At 73.2% G+C, this 17,853-nt stretch carries 16 protein-coding genes; 12 read left to right on the top strand and 4 right to left on the bottom strand.

Annotated elements, in window-relative coordinates:
- The first annotated feature begins 89 nt into the window (after window positions 1-89).
- From ACWEOZ_RS14990 to ACWEOZ_RS14965, 6 genes are all read left to right on the top strand, one after another.
- Window positions 90-2,585: a Daple gene (locus tag ACWEOZ_RS14990; RefSeq protein WP_451911237.1), complete on the top strand. Its 2,496-nt coding sequence runs from the start codon at window positions 90-92 to the stop codon at window positions 2,583-2,585.
- Window positions 2,585-3,577 (top strand): alpha/beta fold hydrolase, encoded by a 993-nt coding sequence (locus ACWEOZ_RS14985; protein ID WP_451911236.1) that lies wholly within the window; start codon window positions 2,585-2,587, stop codon window positions 3,575-3,577. The genes ACWEOZ_RS14990 and ACWEOZ_RS14985 overlap by 1 nt, the downstream gene beginning before the upstream one ends.
- 64 nt (window positions 3,578-3,641) lie before the next feature.
- Complete coding sequence (locus ACWEOZ_RS14980) at window positions 3,642-4,484, top strand: DUF3152 domain-containing protein (protein ID WP_451911235.1); 843 nt, start codon at window positions 3,642-3,644, stop codon at window positions 4,482-4,484.
- 56 nt (window positions 4,485-4,540) lie between these two features.
- Window positions 4,541-5,371: a DUF3152 domain-containing protein gene (locus ACWEOZ_RS14975; RefSeq protein ID WP_451911234.1), complete on the top strand. Its 831-nt coding sequence runs from the start codon at window positions 4,541-4,543 to the stop codon at window positions 5,369-5,371.
- 73 nt (window positions 5,372-5,444) lie between these two features.
- Window positions 5,445-6,662, top strand: coding sequence for an adenylyltransferase/sulfurtransferase MoeZ (gene moeZ, locus ACWEOZ_RS14970; protein ID WP_451911233.1), 1,218 nt, complete (start codon window positions 5,445-5,447; stop codon window positions 6,660-6,662).
- 215 nt (window positions 6,663-6,877) lie between these two features.
- The gene (locus tag ACWEOZ_RS14965; protein ID WP_451911232.1) at window positions 6,878-7,705 is read left to right on the top strand and encodes a prenyltransferase/squalene oxidase repeat-containing protein; all 828 of its coding nucleotides are present in this window, start codon (window positions 6,878-6,880) and stop codon (window positions 7,703-7,705) included.
- 6 nt (window positions 7,706-7,711) lie between these two features.
- On the opposite strand, the gene ACWEOZ_RS14960 is transcribed toward ACWEOZ_RS14965, so the two are convergent.
- Complete coding sequence (locus tag ACWEOZ_RS14960; RefSeq protein ID WP_451911231.1) at window positions 7,712-8,950, bottom strand: glutamate-5-semialdehyde dehydrogenase; 1,239 nt, start codon at window positions 8,948-8,950, stop codon at window positions 7,712-7,714.
- Between the two features lie 82 nt (window positions 8,951-9,032).
- Complete coding sequence (gene proB, locus ACWEOZ_RS14955) at window positions 9,033-10,145, bottom strand: glutamate 5-kinase (protein WP_451911230.1); 1,113 nt, start codon at window positions 10,143-10,145, stop codon at window positions 9,033-9,035.
- A 60-nt stretch (window positions 10,146-10,205) separates the two neighbouring features.
- Between proB and ACWEOZ_RS14950 the strand changes: the two genes are divergently transcribed.
- Both ACWEOZ_RS14950 and ACWEOZ_RS14945 read left to right on the top strand, forming a co-directional pair.
- Window positions 10,206-10,508, top strand: a complete 303-nt coding sequence (locus tag ACWEOZ_RS14950) for an MGMT family protein (protein WP_360829927.1) — start codon at window positions 10,206-10,208, stop codon at window positions 10,506-10,508.
- Complete coding sequence (locus ACWEOZ_RS14945; RefSeq protein WP_451911229.1) at window positions 10,508-11,311, top strand: class I SAM-dependent methyltransferase; 804 nt, start codon at window positions 10,508-10,510, stop codon at window positions 11,309-11,311. The genes ACWEOZ_RS14950 and ACWEOZ_RS14945 overlap by 1 nt, the downstream gene beginning before the upstream one ends.
- Here ACWEOZ_RS14945 and ACWEOZ_RS14940 read toward each other — a convergent pair.
- Window positions 11,308-11,985 carry a TetR/AcrR family transcriptional regulator gene (locus ACWEOZ_RS14940; protein WP_451911228.1) on the bottom strand — a complete coding sequence of 226 codons (678 nt, stop codon included), beginning with the start codon at window positions 11,983-11,985 and terminating at the stop codon, window positions 11,308-11,310. The two genes, ACWEOZ_RS14945 and ACWEOZ_RS14940, sit on opposite strands and share 4 nt — an antisense overlap.
- 102 nt (window positions 11,986-12,087) lie before the next feature.
- Between ACWEOZ_RS14940 and ACWEOZ_RS14935 the strand changes: the two genes are divergently transcribed.
- Window positions 12,088-13,017, top strand: a complete 930-nt coding sequence (locus ACWEOZ_RS14935; RefSeq protein WP_451911227.1) for an NAD-dependent epimerase/dehydratase family protein — start codon at window positions 12,088-12,090, stop codon at window positions 13,015-13,017.
- Window positions 13,018-13,023: 6 nt separating this feature from the next.
- On the opposite strand, the gene ACWEOZ_RS14930 is transcribed toward ACWEOZ_RS14935, so the two are convergent.
- Complete coding sequence (locus ACWEOZ_RS14930; RefSeq protein WP_451911226.1) at window positions 13,024-14,442, bottom strand: gamma-glutamyltransferase; 1,419 nt, start codon at window positions 14,440-14,442, stop codon at window positions 13,024-13,026.
- Between the two features lie 49 nt (window positions 14,443-14,491).
- Here ACWEOZ_RS14930 and ACWEOZ_RS14925 point away from each other — a divergent pair, with 49 nt between their 5' ends.
- The 3 genes from ACWEOZ_RS14925 to ACWEOZ_RS14915 are packed head-to-tail and all read left to right on the top strand — an operon-like array spanning window position 14,492 to window position 17,842.
- Window positions 14,492-15,799 (top strand): MFS transporter, encoded by a 1,308-nt coding sequence (locus ACWEOZ_RS14925; protein ID WP_451911225.1) that lies wholly within the window; start codon window positions 14,492-14,494, stop codon window positions 15,797-15,799.
- A 10-nt stretch (window positions 15,800-15,809) separates the two neighbouring features.
- Window positions 15,810-17,261: a pyridoxal phosphate-dependent decarboxylase family protein gene (locus ACWEOZ_RS14920; protein ID WP_451911224.1), complete on the top strand. Its 1,452-nt coding sequence runs from the start codon at window positions 15,810-15,812 to the stop codon at window positions 17,259-17,261.
- Between the two features lie 17 nt (window positions 17,262-17,278).
- Entirely contained in the window at window positions 17,279-17,842 is a 564-nt protein-coding gene (locus ACWEOZ_RS14915; protein ID WP_451911223.1) for an NADH-quinone oxidoreductase subunit B, read from the top strand.
- Window positions 17,843-17,853: the final 11 nt, after the last annotated feature.

The raw sequence follows: 17,853 nt of genomic DNA, 5'->3' as shown, positions 1-17,853 counted from the left end.
CTTGCCGGGCGGGCAATTGTCGCGACGCTGCAACTTATCGCCACTGCAAGCACACGGTAGCCTCAGCGGGGGCAAGCGAGGAGCGCACGGTGGACGAAACAGGGCATTCCGGGGACGCCGGTGCAGCGGACGGCGGCACCGGGGCTGAATCGCGCGACCGCACCCTGCTGAACGGCTGGGCCGCGCGGGAGAGCCCGTGGTCCAACGCGGGCTCGGCGCTCGACCCGGAGACCGAGGTGCCCGCCTGGCGCCGGCCCGCCACCGAGATCCGCCCGTTCACCCAGGAGCGGCCCCCGCCGGCGGACCCTCCTTCGGGGGAGATCCGCCCGTTCACGATGCCGCCGCCCCCGCCCTCCTTCTCCCCGGCGCCCGAGCCGCAGGGGCCGTTCCCGCTCGAGAACGCGGCCGCCCCGCGCTGGTCGGACAGCCGCTCCCGCTACGAGGACCTGCTCGCCCACCTGTCACCCAACGGTGGCGAGCCGCGGGACGACGAGCCGCGGGCCGGGGTGCCCCGCCCGAATCCGCTCGCGCCCGAGCTGCTGCGCCCGGACGCGCAGGACACCACCGAGCTGCGTGCGGTCAACGGCAACCTGCCGGCCAGTGCGCCGCCTTACCCGTACGAGGGTGATCTCGACGACGCGCGCCAGGAGCCGCCGCGTCCGCAGGCGGGCCAGCAGCGTGCGGCCGTGCCGGCCGAGCGGCCTTTCCCGGCGGTACGCCCGGCGACTCCCGGAGGCCGGCGGCCCGACTGGATGACGACCGAGTCCGCCCGCCACGCGCTGGACCCGCCGACACCGCTGGAAGGCCTGCCCAGGGTCGCCCAGCCGCAGGCTACCGACGAGTCGCGTTCCGGTGATCAAAGCATGCTCCGGCCGTCGTACGATCCCACCAGCTTTCCCCGCCGCCTGCCGTACGAGACCGCCGCCCAGCCCCCGGCGTTCCCCGGCCGTTCCACCGGCGACCCCGGCACGGGCAGCACGGGGGAGCAGTCCTTCCCCGCTTTGCCGCAGCGCGTCCCGGCCCAGCCGGACGTTCCCACCGTCCCGGAGCCGCCGTCCGTGGAGCCACCCGCCGAGACCCCCGCGCTGGCCCGCATCGCGACGCACCTGCGCCGCGGTGACGTGCTGTCGGCGCAGGAACGGCAGGAGGGCTTCGACGTGAACGCCATCCTGGCGGCGGTCCGCGAGGTCGAAGGGGTGCGGGACGCGTCGCTGCGGTCCACCCCGGCGGGTGCGCACAGTCTGCGGCTGGACCTGTCCGAGGGCGCCGACCCGGCCGAGGTGAGCCGGCAGGTCGCGCGGCTGCTGCAGGACCGGATGGGTCTGGACGCCGCGATGAAGGGTGCCTCGCCGCTCTCCGGGCCCGCGGAGGCTCCGGTGGCTCCGCGGTCGGCGCCGCCGGCTCCGCGCTCAGGGCCGCCGGCCTACTCGGGGTCCGCGCCGGCGTCGTCGCCTCCGGTGGCACCGGCTTCCGCGCCTCCGGCGGCCCAGGCGTCCGCTCCGCCGGTCGCGCCGTTCGTGCCGAGCCAGCCCAACCCGACCGGCCGGCCGGTCCCCGGTCCCGGCCTCAGTTCCGGCAGCTACTCGTCCCGGCAGGCGCCCGACGAGCTGACCCGCCCGGGCGAGCGGCGAAGCTCTGATGAGCTGACCCGCCCGGGCGAGCGGCGAAGCTCTGATGAGCTGACCCGCCCGGGCGACCGGCGAAGCTCTGATGATCTGTCACGGTCCGGCGAGCGGCGGGCGGCCGATGAGCTGACCCGTCCCGGCGAGCGGCGGGCCGATGATGAGCTGTCACGGCCCAGCGAGCGTCGCCCGGCCGATGAACTGACGCGGCCTAGTGAGCGGCGGGCCGATGATGAGCTGACGCGCCCGAGCGAGCGGCAGGATGCCGACGAGCGGCAGTCCAGGAGCGAGCGACCGGGCGTGAGCGACCGCCAAAGCCCGGGCGAACGTGGCCTGGGTGACCGGAGCCCGAGCGATCGCCCGGGCGCCGTCGCCCGGCAGAGCGTGAGCGACCGCCAAGGCCTCGGCGAGCGCCAGGGCCCGGGCAGCCGCCAAGGCACAGGGACCCGGCAGGCCGCCGACGACCGGCAGAGCTCGAACGAGCGCCCGACCCTCAGCGAGGCCCCGACCAGCGTCGAGCCCGCCCCGCCCCGCCCGCTGGACATCGGCGAGCGTCCCGGCCCGCGGGTGATGATCGAGAACGTCCGGGTCAACACGTTCGGCACCGAGGCCACCGTCGAGGTGCGGCTCACCGTCAACGGTCAGATCGCGGCCGGTGAGGCCACCGGGCCTGCGGTCGACGGCTACCTGCTGCGGCTGTGCGCGTTGGCCACCGCCCGGGCCGTCGACGAGCTGCTCACCACCTCCGATCACGCGGACGGCCCGGCGAAGTGTTTCGTCGAGCACGCCGCGGCCGTGCCGTTCGGGTCGATGCAGGTCGCCGTGGTGGTCATGCTGCTGTCGGTCGGGGGCTGGGTCGAGCAGCTCTCCGGTTCCGCCGTGATCACCGGTGACGACCGGCACGCCATGGTGCGCGCCACACTCAATGCGGTCAACCGTCGTCTTGAGGCACTGTTGTCCTGATGAAGGGTGCGATCCTCGCCGGCGACGACGTCCTGCCTCCGGACGGTGCGGTGCCGCCGCCGTGGCCGGCCCGCCGGGTCATGATCGACGGGGCGATGCTGCACGTCCGGGACACCCCGGGCACCACGCCGGAGGCCGAGCCCGCCGTCTACGTGCACGGCCTGGGCGGCTCCTCGCAGAACTGGACCGATTTCGCCGGCCTGCTCGCGGACCGGCTCGACGGCCAAGCCGTGGACCTGCCCGGCTTCGGCTACAGCGATCCCAGCCCGCGCTACTCCATCGCGGCGTTCGCCGACAAGCTGATCGGCTATCTGGAGTACGCCGCACGCGGCCCGGTCCACCTGGTCGGCAACTCGCTGGGCGGCTCGATCTGCGTACGGGTGGCCGCCCTGCGCCCCGACCTGATCCGGACCTTGACGCTGATCTCGCCGGCCATGCCCTTCCTCGACCCCCGGCGCACGGCGCAGGGCCCGGTGCTGCCGCTGCTCGCGCTGCCGCGCGCCGACCGCCTCCTCGCCTGGGGGATGGCCCGGCTGACCCCGGAGCAGATGGCCCAGCAGGTGCTGCTCGCCTGCTTCGGTGACACCACGAAGGTGAGCCCGCAGCGCCGCGCGGAGGCCATCGAGGAGATCAAGCTCCGCTACACGGTCGAGCACTACTCGAAGGCTTATCTGGGGACGTTGCGCGGGCTGGTGTCGAGCTTCCTGCGGGCGTACCTGCCGGGGGTGAATTCGCAGTGGCGGCTGGCCGCGCGGATCACCGCGCCCACCCTGGTGATCGGCGGCCTCAAGGACGAGCTGGTCGACCCGCGGGTGCCGGCGCAGGTGGCCAAGGCGATCCCGGACAGCCGGCTGCTGGTGCTGCCGGGCGTCGGCCACGTCGCCCAGATGGAGGTTCCGCGCCTGGTCGCGCGGGCTGTGGTGGGCATGCTGGCGGATGTCGGCTCGCCGGTCGGCCGGGGCGGCGAGCGCCGGGTGGCGCCCCCGGCGTGAGCAAGGTCGCCCGGAGCTACGGCCGGGCGGACAGCGCCGGTGAGGTGTGGCACGCTGGCTCCCGATGATCGAGTCACGCCTCCCCGTGGCGGCTGCCGGACGGGGTGCACGCCGGCGCCGCTGGTGGTTCCTGGGCCTGGTGATCGTGGTTCTGCTCGGGGTGGCCTGGCTGGTGCGGCCGTCTGATCCGCCGCGTCCCACCGCTGTCCCGTCGGCTCCTCCGCCCTCGACTGCCGTCTCGTCGCCGGTCGCACCGACGCCTTCCGTTCCGGCGACCTCGGCGGCAGCGCCGCAGGATCTGCTCGCGCTGGCCGGCGCGGTGCCCACCAGGGGCACGGGCAAGTTCACGTACGCGACCGGGCGGGGCCGGGTGCTGGGCACCAAGGGCGAGCTGCGGCGTTTCCGGGTCGCGGTCGAGCGGGGCAGCAACGAGGACGTGGCGGCCTTCGCGGCGCAGGTGGAGGCGACGCTGGGGGACCGGCGCAGCTGGATCGGCGACGGCCGGCTGCGGCTGCAGCGGGTGTCCGGCAGCGAGAAGGCGACCTTCACGGTCTACCTCGCCACCCGCGACACGGCCGGGCGGATGTGCCGGATCGGCGGGGTCAACATCACGGTGAACGGGCGACCGTACACGTCGTGCCGGTCCACCGGTCGCGTGATCATCAACCTGGACCGCTGGCGGCTGTCGGCCAAGCCGTACCGCGACGCGAAGGTGCCGATCACCGTCTACCGGCAGTACGTGATCAACCACGAGACCGGCCACGAGCTGGGCCACAGTCACGAGGGCTGCCCGAAGCGCGGCGGGCCGGCGCCGGTCATGGTGCAGCAGAGCCTGACCGTACGGGGCTGCGTGCCGTACGCGTGGCCCCGCCGCAACGGTCACCGGTTCGTGGGCCCGTCCCTCTGAGGAGTCACGCCAAACGCCGGTGATGGGCCACAGCCTCTGGCAACGTGGCACCTGTCATGCCCATCGCGCCTCGCTACTCCACGCCGGCCGCCAGGATGCTGGCGCGCCGCCGCCGTGCTGTCGTCCTGTTCTTCCTGCTCCTCACCGTCATCGTCCTCGTGATAGGCCAGGCCATGCGTGACGAGACCGCCGACGCCGGCGCTGTGCCGGCCCCCGCCCCGCCGCGGCCGGCCGCCGACCGGCAGGAGCCGGCAGCTGCCGCGGTGACCACTCCCGCGCGGGCCGCCGTGCCGCCCGACGCCGCCGACAAGGCGCAGAGCAAGCCGGCCGCGGCCCGGTTCGTCTTCGCCGGTGGCCACGGGCCCGTGCTCGGCAGCTCAGGAACGCTGCGGCGGTTCAGGGTGGCGGTGGAGAAGCGGCTCGCGTCCGGCGACGGCGGGAACTTCGCCGAGGAGATCGATCGGATATTGGGTGATCCGCGGAGCTGGATCGCCGGGCGGCAGTTCCGGTTCCAGCGGGTGCCGGGCCCGGCCGCCGCCGAGTTCACCGTCTACCTGGCCTCGGCCGCCACCTCCGAGAAGATGTGCGCCGAGGGCGGCCTGCGTACCGAGGGCTTCACGTCGTGCCGGCTGCCCGGTCAGGTGGTCATCAACAACGATCGCTGGCAGGCCGCGGTGCCCGGCTACGGTGCCCCGCTGGCCGCGTACCGGGCGTACGCGATCAACCATGAGGTCGGGCACCAGCTGGGCCACGGTCATGAGGTCTGTCCGGGCGAGGGGAAGCTCGCGCCGGTCATGATGCAGCAGACCTACGGGCTCAAGGGGTGCGTCCCCCATCCCTGGCCGTACGTGGAGGGCGAGCGGTACGCCGGTAACCCCGTCGGCTGACCCCGCATTCCCCCGTCCCGCATGTCGGGCCGGTGTTCCACGTCATGTCCATTCCGGCAACGGACGAGCAACAATGGGGTCTCACATCGTCGATCCCGGGGAGTTCACCGTGTCACTGCCCCCGCTCGTCGAGCCGGCCGCCGAGCTGAGCATCGACGAGATCCGCCGCTACTCGCGTCACCTGATCATCCCCGACGTCGGGATGGACGGGCAGAAGCGGCTGAAGAACGCCAAGGTCCTGGCCGTCGGCGCGGGTGGTCTCGGCTCTCCCGCCCTGCTCTACCTGGCCGCCGCCGGGGTGGGCACGCTCGGCATCATCGACTTCGACACCGTCGACGAGTCCAATCTCCAGCGCCAGATCATCCACGGCGTCTCCGACGTGGGCCGGCCCAAGGCCGAGTCCGCCGCGGACAGCATCCGGGAGATCAACCCGCTGGTGAACGTGATCATTCACAACACCGCGCTGGACCGCGACAACGTCAAGGAGATCTTCAGCCAGTACGACCTGATCGTCGACGGCACCGACAACTTCGCGACCCGTTACATGGTCAACGACGCGGCGGTCCTGCTCGGCAAGCCGTACGTCTGGGGCTCGATCTACCGCTTCGACGGTCAGGCGTCGGTGTTCTGGGAGGAGCACGGTCCCTGCTACCGCTGCCTCTACCCGGAGCCGCCCCCGCCCGGCATGGTCCCGTCCTGCGCCGAGGGTGGCGTGCTGGGCGTGCTCTGCGCGTCGATCGGTTCCATCCAGGTCAACGAGGCGATCAAGCTGATCACGGGCATCGGTGAGCCGCTGGTCGGCAAGCTGATGGTCTACGACGCCCTGGAGATGGAATACCGCAAGATCAAGGTGCGCAAGGACCCGAACTGCGCGCTCTGCGGGGAGAACCCGACCGTCACCGACCTGCTCGAGGACTACGACGACTTCTGCGGCGCGGTCTCCGAGGAGGCGCAGGAGGCCACCCTCAACGCGACGATCACGGCCCGCGAGCTCAAGGAATGGCAGGACTCCGGCAAGGACATGTTCCTGGTCGACGTCCGCGAGCCGGCCGAGTACGAGATCGTGAGCATCCCGGGGGCGACCCTGATCCCCAAGGGCGACATCCTGTCCGGTGAGGCGCTGGCGCGCTTCCCGCAGGACCGGCAGATCGTGCTGCACTGCAAGTCGGGTGTCCGCTCGGCCGAGGCGCTCGCCGCGCTGAAGGCGGCCGGGTTCAAGGACGCCGTGCACGTCCAGGGCGGCATCGTGTCCTGGGTCAACACCGTGGACCCGTCCCTGCCGTCGTACTGAGTCATCCGTCAGCGTGACGGCCGTCGATCCCTTTCGGGGTCGGCGGCCGTCGCTGCATATACGCCCTGTCACGGAAACCGGATCGGCCCTGCGGTAGCTCCTCCTGGCAGTCACTCTGCGTTTATCGGATGTGACCAAGGCGGACGGAGCGGACCTATTAGACAGTTACCAAGACACCGCAGCGGAACGGGGGGTCGAGCTGTAGCGTCACCGTCGTGGTCGACATCGATGCGGCGATCGGATACGTCGTGGCGCACGGCGACCCGGTGGAACGGGCCCGGTTGTCCTACCTGCGGACGGGCACGCCGCCGCCGGCCTCGGCGCTGGAACGGATCGAGATCGAGCAGACCCCGGCGGGCGGCTGGCCCGCGGCCGGGGACGGTTCCGTGCCCTCGGTCGACGCCACCTGTTTCCGCCTGGCCGAGCTCGACGACCTCGGCGGGTTGCACGGTCCTGCGGTCGAGCGCGCGCTGGCCTGGCTGGCCTCCGTGCAGCGCCAGGACGGCACCTGGCAGGAGGACGAGTCGCTGGCCGCCGAGGCGCCGGCCTGGGCGATGCCCGGTGACCCGGAGGCGACCCTTTACCTGACGGCGGTGGCCGGCTTCTGGCTCACCGTGGCCGAGGTCGAGGCCCACCCGCACCATGAGGCCCCGGCCCGCTATGCGGCGACGCTGCAGGCCGCCGCCCGGTTCGTGGTCGCCCAGCTGCGCCCGGAAGGCACCTGGCCGTCCTTCCTGGCGACCGGCTGGCACGCCGCCGGGCTGCTGCACGAGCAGCAGTTCTTCTACGAGTCGGCGCGGGTGCAGCTGGTGCTCGGCGACCGGCTGCCCGACATGTCCCCGGCGGACGCGGCGAACATGGCGGCCGCCCTGCGCCGGGTCAATCTCGGTGACGACTGGCTGCTGCAGAGCGCCCGCAAGCGGCTGAGCGAGACGCAGCGCACGGACGGCGGCTGGGACAGCGACGAGGGGCCGCTGTTCGACGTGAACACCACGCTGACCGCCATCCGCGCGTGCCGGACCTGGTCCACCGCCCGGCGCTGAGTCCCCTCAGCGGGTGTGGCCGTTGCCCGTGACGATGTACTTGGTCGAGGTCAGCTCGGGCAGGCCCATCGGGCCGCGGGCGTGCAGCTTCTGGGTGCTGATGCCGATCTCCGCGCCGAAGCCGAACTCGCCGCCGTCGGTGAAGCGGGTCGAGGCGTTGATCATCACGGCGGCCGCGTCCACCCGGGCCGCGAAGCGCCGGGCCGCCACCAGGCTCTCGGTCACGATCGCCTCGGTGTGGCCGGTGCCGTAGCGGCGGATGTGGTCCAGCGCGTCGTCCAGGGAGTCGACCACCGCGACGGCGATGTCCGCCGACAGGTATTCCTTGCCCCAGTCCTCCGCGGTCGCCGGCACCACGCCCTCGAAGCCGGCCACCCGGGGGTCGCCGTGCACGGTCACGCCGGCCGCCACCAGCTCCTCGATCACCAGCGGTAGGAACGACTCGGCCAGCGCCGAGTGCACCAGCAGCGACTCCGCCGTGTTGCAGGTGGACAGCCGCTGGGTCTTCGAGTTGAGCACCACACCGAGGGCCTTCTCCAGATCGGCGCCCTCGTCGACGTACACGTGGCAGTTGCCGACGCCAGTCTCGATCACCGGGACCGTCGACTCCTCGACCACGGTCTTGATCAGCGAGGCGCCGCCCCGCGGGATCAGCACGTCGACCAGGCCGCGTGCGCGCATCAGCTCCTTGACCGAGTCGCGGGTCGTGGCGTCCAGCAGCTGGATGGTGTTGGCCGGCAGGTGCGCGTCGGCGACGGCCTTGCGCAGCACCGAGACGATCGCCGCGTTCGAGCTCTGCGCCGAGCCGGAACCGCGCAGCAGCACCGCGTTGCCGGACTTCAGGCAGATGCCCGCCGCGTCCGCCGTCACGTTGGGCCGGCCCTCGTAGATGATGCCGACCACGCCGAACGGCACCCGGACCTGACGCAGCTCCAGGCCGTTGGCCAGGGTCGAGCCGCGCGCCACGTCGCCGACCGGGTCGGGCAGGGCGGCCAGCTGCCGCAGGCCGTCGGCCATCGCGGCGACCCGCTCGGCGGTCAGCGTCAGCCGGTCGATCATGGCCTCGGACAACCCACCGGTACGGGCGTTCTGCACGTCCACCGCGTTGGCGGCGACGATGTCCTCGGTGCGCTCGACCAGCCGCTCCGCCATCAGCAGCAGCGCGGCGTCCTTCTCGGCGCGGGTGGCGGCGGCCAGCTCGATGCCGGCCACCCGGGCCTCGGCGGCCTGCTGAAGCACAGTCATGAAGACTCCTCGTTCGTTGCGCCGTGACGGACGGCGACTGCACCATCCTGCACCGGCGAGCCGGTGAAGTCATGCCCCGTGGTCACAGCAGGACCAGGTCGTCCCGGTGGACCACCTCTCGTTCGTAACCGGGGCCCAGCGCCGCGGCCAGCTCCGGCGTGGAGCGACCCAGCAGCGCCGGCAGCTCCACCGCGTCGTAGTTGACCAGGCCGCGGGCGACCGACGTGCCGGAGCCCGCGTCCACCAGGTCGACCGGGTCGCCGGAGACGAAGGAACCGTCCACCGCGGTGATCCCGGCCGGCAGCAGCGACTTGCGCCGGGCCACGACCGCGGCCACCGCGCCCGGGTCCAGGTGCAGGCGCCCGCGCGGCGACGTGGCGTGGGCCAGCCAGAACAGCCGCGCCGCCGGGCGGTGCTCGACCGCGTGGAACAGCGTGCCCACCTCGTCGCCGGACAGGGCGGCGGCGGCCAGCGGCGCGGCGGTCAGGACCACCGGGATGCCGAAGCCGGTGGCGATCCGGGCCGCCTCGACCTTGGTCACCATCCCGCCCGTGCCGACGCCGGACCGGCCGGCCGCGCCGACCGAGACGTCGGCCAGATCGGTCTCGTCGCGGACCACGTCGATGCGGCGGGCGGCCGGCGACGCCGGGTCACCGGTGTAGAGCGCGTCCACGTCGGACAGCAGCACCAGCAGATCGGCCTGGACCAGGGCGGCCACCAGGGCGGCGAGCCGGTCGTTGTCACCGAAGCGGATCTCCTCGGTGGCCACCGTGTCGTTCTCGTTGACGATCGGCAGGGCGCCCAGGTCGAGCAGCTTGCGCAGCGTCCGGTACGCGTTGCGGTAGTGCGCGCGCCGGGTGACGTCGTCGACGGTGAGCAGGATCTGCCCCACGGTCAGCCCGTGCCGGGCGAAGCCGGCCGCGTACCGCCCGATCAGCAGTCCTTGGCCCACGGACGCCGCGGCCTGCTGGGTGGCCAGGTCACGCGGACGCCGGCGCAGTTTCAGCGGGGCCAGGCCGGCGGCGATGGCGCCGCTGGAGACCAGCACCATCTCCCGGCCCTGCGTGGCGAGATCGCCGATGGCATCGACGAGGGCGTCCACCCGCTGCTCGTCTATCCCGCCGGCCGCCGTGGTCAGCGAGGACGAGCCCACCTTGACCACGATCCGTCGCGCACCCGTCACCTGTTCCCGCACCCGCCCATTCTGCGCGCCGGGTCCTGCGGCACCCAGCGGAGATCCCATATCGTGGCGTCGGTGACACCGCAGGAGTACGTCGAAGAGGTCCTCCGGCTCGTGGAGAGCATCCCGGAGGGTCACGTCATGTCCTACGGGGCGGTCGCGGACGCGCTCGCCGACATCTCGGGCCGCAACTCGGCGCGGCAGGTCGGCACGATCATGGCCCGGCACGGCGGCGGGGTCCCCTGGCACCGGGTCGTCACCAGCGCCGGGCGGATGCCGCCCGGGCACGAGCAGGAGGCACGGCAACGGCTGCTCAGCGAGGGCGTGCCGCTGAAGGGGGAGTACGTGGACATGGCCCGAGCGAGCTGGACGCCCTGATGGAGACCGGACAGCCCAGCCGCACCGCGTTCAGCGCGGCCCGTTACCGGGCGGCCCACCAGCTCATCGAGGGCGGTGAGATCTTCACCGACCCGCTGGCTGTCCGCATCCTCGGGGTGCCGCCGGACGCCGAGGAGGCGCCGGGCCGCCGGGCCATGCGCCTGTTCATCGCCGCCCGCACCCGGTTCGCCGAGGACGCCCTGGCCGCGGCGGTGCGCGACGGCACCCGTCAGGTGGTGGTGCTGGGCGCGGGGCTGGACACGTTCGCGTACCGCAACCCGTGGCCGGAGCTGCGGGTCGTCGAGGTCGACCACCCGGACACCCAGGCGTTCAAGCGGGAACGGCTGGCCGCGGCGGGCATCGCGGTGCCGGAGTCGCTGACGTACCTGCCGGTGGATTTCGAACGGGAGTCGCTCGCCGACCGGCTCGCACCGGAGGAGGCGGCGTTCTTCCTGTGGCTCGGCGTGGTGCCGTATCTGAGCCGCGCGGGCTTCGACGAGACGCTTTCGCTGATCGCGGCCACGCCGCGGGCGCAGGTCGTCTTCGACTACGCGATGCCGCCCTCGTCGATGTCACCCGAGCGGCAGGCCGCCCTCGAGGCGCGCGCGGCCCGGGTGGCGAGCATCGGTGAGCCCTGGCGGACGTACTTCCTGCCGGACGAGCTGGCCGCCGAGCTGCGCGGGCGTGGCTTCGACGAGCGGGAGGACCTGGGGCCGGCCCAGCTGGCCGCCCGCTGGTTCGGCCGTCCCGACGTGCCCGCGGACACCCCGGGTGGCCACGTGATCCACGCCCGGCGGCGTTAGCCCGGCCGGCTGATCAGCGCGGCGGCGCCGCGCATCTGCAGCTCGAAGAACTCGCGGCGGGCCTCGATCGTGTTGTTGAGCTGCCCGAAGAGTTCCGCGCTGACCGCGCCGCAGAGGTGGATCCAGGCCCCGATGGCCCGGGCGACCAGCTGCGGCGGGGTGCCCGGGGCGGTCTGCTCGGCCACGTACGCCAGCTCGTCGCCGAGCGCGCCGCTGACCGGCTCGCCGGCCGCCGCCTCGCCCGCGGCGGACGCGTCGCCGACGATCCGGCCGATCACCAGGATCACCCGGATGGCCGGGCCGACCGTGTCCCGGGGCGCCTGGTAGCCCGGGACCGGGCTGCCGTAGATCAGCGCCCACTCGTGCGGATGGGCCAGCGCCCAGTCGCGGACCGAGTGGCAGACGCTCAGGAACCGGTCGGTGAAGCCGCTGCCGCTCACCGCTGCCTCGGCGGTGCCGCCCAGAGCGTCGTACGCGTCGATGATCATGGCCGTGAGCAGCTCGTCCCGGCTCGCGAAGTAGCGGTAGACGGCGGACGAGGCCATGCCCAGGTCCCGGGCGACCGCGCGCAGCGACAGGTTCGCCCCGTCGGTGGCGAGGTGGCGCCGGGCCACGGTTTTGATCTCGTCGGTCATCTCGGCGCGTACGCGAGCCCGGATCGATGCGGCGGTCATGCCGACAAGTCTGCCACAAAAGAGAGCACTGCTCTTGCCAAGGCGCCGAGCGAGTGAGATTGTTGTTCTCAACGGAGAGCAGTGCTCACAAAGGAGATCGCAATGTCGAAGCACGTGATCGTCGGTTCCGGCCCGGTCGGTTCCTCGGTGGCCCGCCTGCTCGCCGAGCGCGGCGAGTCCGTACGCGTCATCACCCGCAGCGGCACCGGCCCTGCGCACCCGCTGATCGAACGGATCGCCGCCGACGCCACCGACGCGCACCGGCTCACCGACCTCACCCGCGACGCGGTCGCCCTCTACAACTGCGCCAACCCGAAGTATACCCAGTGGGAGACGCTCTGGCCGCCGCTGGCCGGAGCCATGCTGACCGCCGCTCAGCGCACCGGCGCGGTCCTGGCCATCACCGGCAACCTGTACGTCTACGGCCCGGTCCCCGGCGGCCGGATGACCGAGAACAGCCCGCTCGCCGCCACCGGCCGCAAGGGCCGGGTGCGGATCAAGATGTGGCAGGACGCCCTGGCCAGCGGGGTCCGCACGGTCGAGGTCCGCGGGTCCGACTACATCGGGGCCGGCGCGGCGTCGATCTTCTCCCAGGTGCTGCTGCCGGCGATCGCCAAGGGCCGGACGGCGTGGATGCCGGGCGACGTCGACGCGCCGCACACCTTCACCTACACCGGCGACATGGCCCGGGCCCTGGTCGCGCTGGCCGCCGACGACCGGGCGTTCGGCCGGGCGTGGCACGTGCCGTCCGTCCCGGCGATCAGCGTCCGCGCCCTGGCCGACCGCTACTTCACGCTGACCGGCACCAAGCCCGTCGCGATCCGGCAGCTGCCCCGCTTCGTGATGCGCACCGCGGGCCTGGCCGTGCCGATGGCCCGCGAGCTGGCCGAGATGGACTACCAGTTCTACGCGCCGTTCATCATGGACAGTCTGCTGACCGAGCGCACGTTCGGCCTCACCGCCACCGACCTGGACGTGTCGCTGGCCGAGGTCGCCGCCGACGCGCAGGCGACCCTGGCCCGCACGATGTGACACCGGTCAGAGCAGCAACCCGACGCCGTCGCGGCGGGGGTCGCCGGCCGCACCGCCGACACCCACCGCCGTGACGCCGCCGAAGTAGTGGTTCAGCTCCGGCCACTCGTTGATCTGCCAGCCCGCCGCGGCCAGGGCGGCCAGCTCGTCCCGCGGGTAGCCCGGCTCGGCGTGGACCGTGTCGTCCACGACGTGGAAGCGCGGCCGGGCGATCGCGGTGGGCATGTCCACCCCGTCGACCAGCACCCCGAGCAGCGTGTCGACCAGCGCGGTACGGATCCGGGAGGCACCCGCCGAGCCGGCCGCGACCGCCAGCGCACCCTCGTCGTCGATGACCACCAGCGGGCACATGTTGGACGACATCCGTACGCCGGGCCCGAGGTCCTCGGTGATCAGCTCGCCCTCGCCGAGCATGGAGTTGAGGTTGACGCCCAGCCCGGGCAGCCACACCGCGGCGCCCAGCCCCATCGTCGTGGTGATCACGCAGGCGTTGCCGTCGCGGTCGACCACCGAGACGTTGGTGGTGTCGCCGATCTTCTGCCGGCCCCGGTCGCGCAGGGCCGCGGCCACCGCCACCGCGCGGGCCGGCCGGGGCAGTACGGCCAGGTCCCGGGGCAGAGCCGCGATGGTGTCGACCGTCCGGTTGAGATCGTGCCGGGCCCGGACCTGGTGGGCGGCGAGCGTGGCCCGGTCGACCGGCGTCTCCAGCACCCGGTAGTCGGCCAGGTCACGCGGGCCGAGCGCCCCGCCGGCCGCACGGACCGTCTCGACCAGCAGCGGCGCGTAGGAACCGGTGTGGAACAGCGCGGGCCCCTCGGCCGCGAGCGCCGCCATCGCCGTCGCCAGCCCGGGGTGGAAGAGCAGGTCACCGCCCTGCAGCAGCTTGCCCTGCGGTGCGTAGATGGCCGCGCCCTCGCCGTGGGCCAGCGCCGGGGCGCAGGACTCGAGAGTCCGGGAGTGCGCGGCTGGCAGCGGGACCCCGGCGCGGGCCAGCTCCAACGCCGGGGCGACCAGCTCCGCCCAGGGCAGCCGGCCCCAGCGCCGGTGCACCTCGCCGCACCCGACCGGCACGCCCGGCACGGCCACGCTGGCCCCGCCGATCGAATACACCTGCGGCACCCCGCCGAAGAACACGTCGACCGCGAGCATCGGCCCGGCCACCCGGTCGCCGTCCGTGCCCGGCACCGAGACGAAGAAGTCCAGGCAGGTGACCGAGCCGCTGGCGGCGTCGAAGTAGGTGGCGAAACCGCCCCCGCCCAGCCCGGTGTAGACCGTCTCGGCGACGCAGGTGGCGAGCACAGCGGCGACGGCGGCGTCGGCGGCCGTACCTCCGGCTCGCAGCACCCGCAGGCCGGCCTCGGCCGTCGCGGGATGGCTCGCGGCGACCCCGGCGGCGACCCGGGACGGCGGTGCGGAAATCTCCATTCGGCGAAGCGTAGGCGCAGCGGCCCACCGATGGTTACCATCCGCGTCCATGACGGTCGCCGGTCCCTCGCACGACGTACGGCTCTCCCGCCGCGTCGTCGCCGGATATTCGCTGGGCTCGCTGGTGACCGGACCTTTCGGGACAGTGCCCGGTCTGCTCCTGCTGCCCTATCTGACCGACACGCTCGGCGTCGCGGCCGGCGTCGCCGGACTGCTCGTGCTCCTGCCGAAGGCCTGGGACGTACTGGTGAACCCGGTCGCGGGCCGGATCTCCGACCGCAGCGGCGACCGGCGCGGCTTCCTGCTCGGCGCCGGCCTGGCGCTGGGCGTGCTGTTCGCCGCCATCTTCGCCGGGCCGTTCGCCGCCGGCGCCGCGGCGGGCGCCTACGTCGCCGTCGCCTTCCTGGCCGCGGCCACCGCGTTCGCGTTCTTCCAGGTGCCCTACGTCGCGATGCCGGCCGAGCTGACCTCCGGCCGGGCCGAGCGCACCCGCCTGATGACCTGGCGGGTCGCGGTCCTGGCCCTGGCCATCCTGATCTCGGGCGCGCTCGCCCCGCTGGTCGTCGACCTGGGCGGCGGCGGCCTGACCGGCCACCGATGGTCCGGCGCGTTCGTCGGCGCGCTCATCGTCGTGGGCACCCTGGGTGCCTTCTTCGGTACGCGCACAGCAGAGTCCCGCAGCGCAGCCGACCAGGAGCCCAGCCTGCGCGCCCAGTTACGGATCGCGGCGGCCAACGCGTCGTTCCGCTCCCTGCTGCTCTGTTACGTGATCCAGGCGGCCGGCATCGGCACGATGCTCGCCGGCGTGCAGTACTTCGCCGACCACGTCATCGGCCAGAAGTCCGGCGCGACCTTCCTGTTCGCCGCCTTCGTAGGCCCGGCGCTGCTGGTCATGCCGCTGTGGAGCCGGGTCGGGGCCCGCCACGGCAAACTCCGCGGCCTGATCGCCGCCTCCGTGCTCTTCGCGCTCGGTGCCCTGGCCCTGCTGGCCTCACCCACCCTGCCCGCGGTGGTGATCTACCTGGTCGTGGCCCTGATCGGCTGCGGTTACGCCGGCCAGCAGGTCTTCGCCCTGGCGATGCTCCCCGACCTGATCGAGCGCGACACCGTACGCACCGGGCGCCGCCAGGCCGGGGTGTTCACCGGGTTGTGGACCGCGGGGGAGACGCTCGGCCTGGCCCTGGGCCCGGGCATCTACGCGCTGATCCTGCAGCTCTTCGGCTACGCATCGTCGTCGACCGGCGAGGCAGCGGCCCAGGATCCGGCGGCCCGCCTCGGCGTCCTGCTGGGCTTCACCGTGGTCCCGGCCCTGCTGGTCGGGGCGGCGGTCGCCCTGCTGCGCCGCTACCAGGACTAACTTGAACGCCATGATCGAGGCGTTGCCGGGCACCGGCGTTCCGGGTGAGCAGGTGCTCGCCGAGTTGCGTGAGCTGCGGGCGGCCGACCTGCCCACGCACGGCGGGCGGCTGTTCGCCTATGTGTACGACCCCGCCGTCGCCGGACTCGACGAGCTGGCCCGGGCCGCGTACGCGATCTCCGCGCACGTCAACGGCCTGGACCCGACCGCCTTCCCGTCGCTGCTGGCGATGGAGAACGCGCTGGTCGCGGCGGCCGGCCGGCTGCTCGGCGGCGGTCCCGGCACGGACGTGCCGGAGGTGGTCGGCAGCGTCACCAGCGGCGGCACCGAGTCGCTGATCCTGGCGGTGAAGGCGGCCCGGGACGCGCACCCGGAGATCGAGCGGCCGCGGCTGGTGGTCCCGTCCACCGCGCACGCCGCGTTCGCCAAGGCGGCGCACTACCTGCGGGTTGCCCTCGAAGTCGTACCCGTCGGCCCGGACCTGCGCGCTGACCCCGCCGCCATGGCGTCGGCGATCGGTCCGGAGACGGTGCTGGTGGCGGGCTCGGCCCCGAGCTACGCGCACGGTGTCGTCGACCCGATCACCGAGCTCGCCGCCCTGGCCGCCGAGCGCGGCGTGCGGTTCCACGTCGACGCGTGCTTCGGTGGCTGGGTGCTGCCCTTCCTACGGCGGCTCGGCGCCGACCTGCCGGCCTTCGACTTCACCGTGCCCGGCGTCACCAGCATCTCGGTCGACCTGCACAAATACGCGTACGCGCCGAAGGGCGTCTCCGTGCTGCTGCACCGGGACGCGGCGCTGCGGCTGCCGCAGTTCTTCGCGTACGCGGACTGGCCCGGCTACACGATGGTCAACCCGGTGATCTCGTCCACCAGATCCGGCGGGCCGATCGCGGCGGCCCTGGCCACGCTGCGGCACCTGGGCGACGACGGTTACCTGCGGCTGGCCGGGCACACCCGGGACGCGGTCGCCGTGCTCGCGGCCGCGGTCGAGGCCACCGGCGGCGTACGCCTGTTCGCCCCGCCCGAGACCAGCGTCGTGTGCCTGGCCGCCGAGCCGGACGTCGACCTGTTCGTGCTCGCCGACGAGCTGGCCGCGCGTGGCTGGCACACCCAGCCTCAGCTCGCGTACGCGGAGCTGCCCGCGACCATCCACCTCACGGTGACCGCCGCGGTCGCCGCGACCGCCGCCGACTTCGGGCCCGACCTCGCCGCCGCGGTGGCCGCGACCCGCGCCCGCGGCCCGATCGAGCTGCCGCCCGCGTTGCTCGAGGCCGCCGGCGCGCTGACCCCGCAGCTGGTGACGCCGGAGCTGATCGAGGGGCTGGCGGCCGGCCTCGGGCTGGGCGAGGACGTCGGCAAGAGCATGGCGGCGGTCAATTCCCTGCTGAACGTGGCCCCGCCCGCCCTGCGCGAGGCTCTGCTGGCCGGCTTCCTGAGCCAGCTCCAGCGTCCCGCATGGTGAGGGGTAGGTTGACGACTGTGTCCGCCTTGCCAGGAGTCCTCGGGGACCCCATCAAGTTCGTGCTGAACTGGGGTCGCCGCTACTCGCTGTGGGTCTTCAACTTCGGCCTGGCCTGCTGCGCGATCGAGTTCATCGCGACCAGCATGGGCCGGCACGACTTCATGCGGCTGGGCGTGATCCCGTTCGCGCACGGCCCGCGCCAGGCCGACCTGATGGTGGTCTCCGGCACGGTCACCGACAAGATGGCCCCCGCGATCCGCCGGCTGTACGACCAGATGCCCGAGCCCAAGTACGTGATCTCGTTCGGCTCCTGCTCCAACTGCGGCGGGCCGTACTGGGACTCGTACTCGGTGACCAAGGGCGTCGACCAGCTCATCCCCGTCGACGTCTACGTGCCCGGCTGCCCGCCGCGGCCGGAGGCGCTGCTGCACGGCATCCTGCGCCTGCAGGAGCAGATCGCCGCCGAGCAGTCCGGCCCCGGCGGAGTGTCACGGCCGGACCCGCTGGTCCCCGGCCCACCCCCGGCACGACCCCGGAACGCCGATTCGCTGACGGCGCCGGCGGTCAAGCGCCCCGTTTGATGGTGCGATAC

The sequence above is a fragment of the Actinoplanes sp. NPDC004185 genome, from assembly GCF_053603475.1.
The sequence above is the reverse complement of the archived record's forward strand: the minus strand, read 5'-3'. Positions and strand labels throughout refer to the sequence as shown.

Coding starts and splice junctions, on each gene's coding strand:
- ACWEOZ_RS14960 (WP_451911231.1), bottom strand. CDS start 8,950: ATGACTGTGCTTCAGCAGGCCGCCGAGGCCCGGGTGGCCGGCATCGAG.
- ACWEOZ_RS14985 (WP_451911236.1), top strand. CDS start 2,585: ATGAAGGGTGCGATCCTCGCCGGCGACGACGTCCTGCCTCCGGACGGT.
- ACWEOZ_RS14930 (WP_451911226.1), bottom strand. CDS start 14,442: ATGGAGATTTCCGCACCGCCGTCCCGGGTCGCCGCCGGGGTCGCCGCG.
- ACWEOZ_RS14945 (WP_451911229.1), top strand. CDS start 10,508: ATGGAGACCGGACAGCCCAGCCGCACCGCGTTCAGCGCGGCCCGTTAC.
- moeZ (WP_451911233.1), top strand. CDS start 5,445: ATGGGGTCTCACATCGTCGATCCCGGGGAGTTCACCGTGTCACTGCCC.
- ACWEOZ_RS14935 (WP_451911227.1), top strand. CDS start 12,088: ATGTCGAAGCACGTGATCGTCGGTTCCGGCCCGGTCGGTTCCTCGGTG.
- ACWEOZ_RS14925 (WP_451911225.1), top strand. CDS start 14,492: ATGACGGTCGCCGGTCCCTCGCACGACGTACGGCTCTCCCGCCGCGTC.
- ACWEOZ_RS14920 (WP_451911224.1), top strand. CDS start 15,810: ATGATCGAGGCGTTGCCGGGCACCGGCGTTCCGGGTGAGCAGGTGCTC.
- ACWEOZ_RS14940 (WP_451911228.1), bottom strand. CDS start 11,985: ATGACCGCCGCATCGATCCGGGCTCGCGTACGCGCCGAGATGACCGAC.
- ACWEOZ_RS14980 (WP_451911235.1), top strand. CDS start 3,642: ATGATCGAGTCACGCCTCCCCGTGGCGGCTGCCGGACGGGGTGCACGC.
- ACWEOZ_RS14975 (WP_451911234.1), top strand. CDS start 4,541: ATGCCCATCGCGCCTCGCTACTCCACGCCGGCCGCCAGGATGCTGGCG.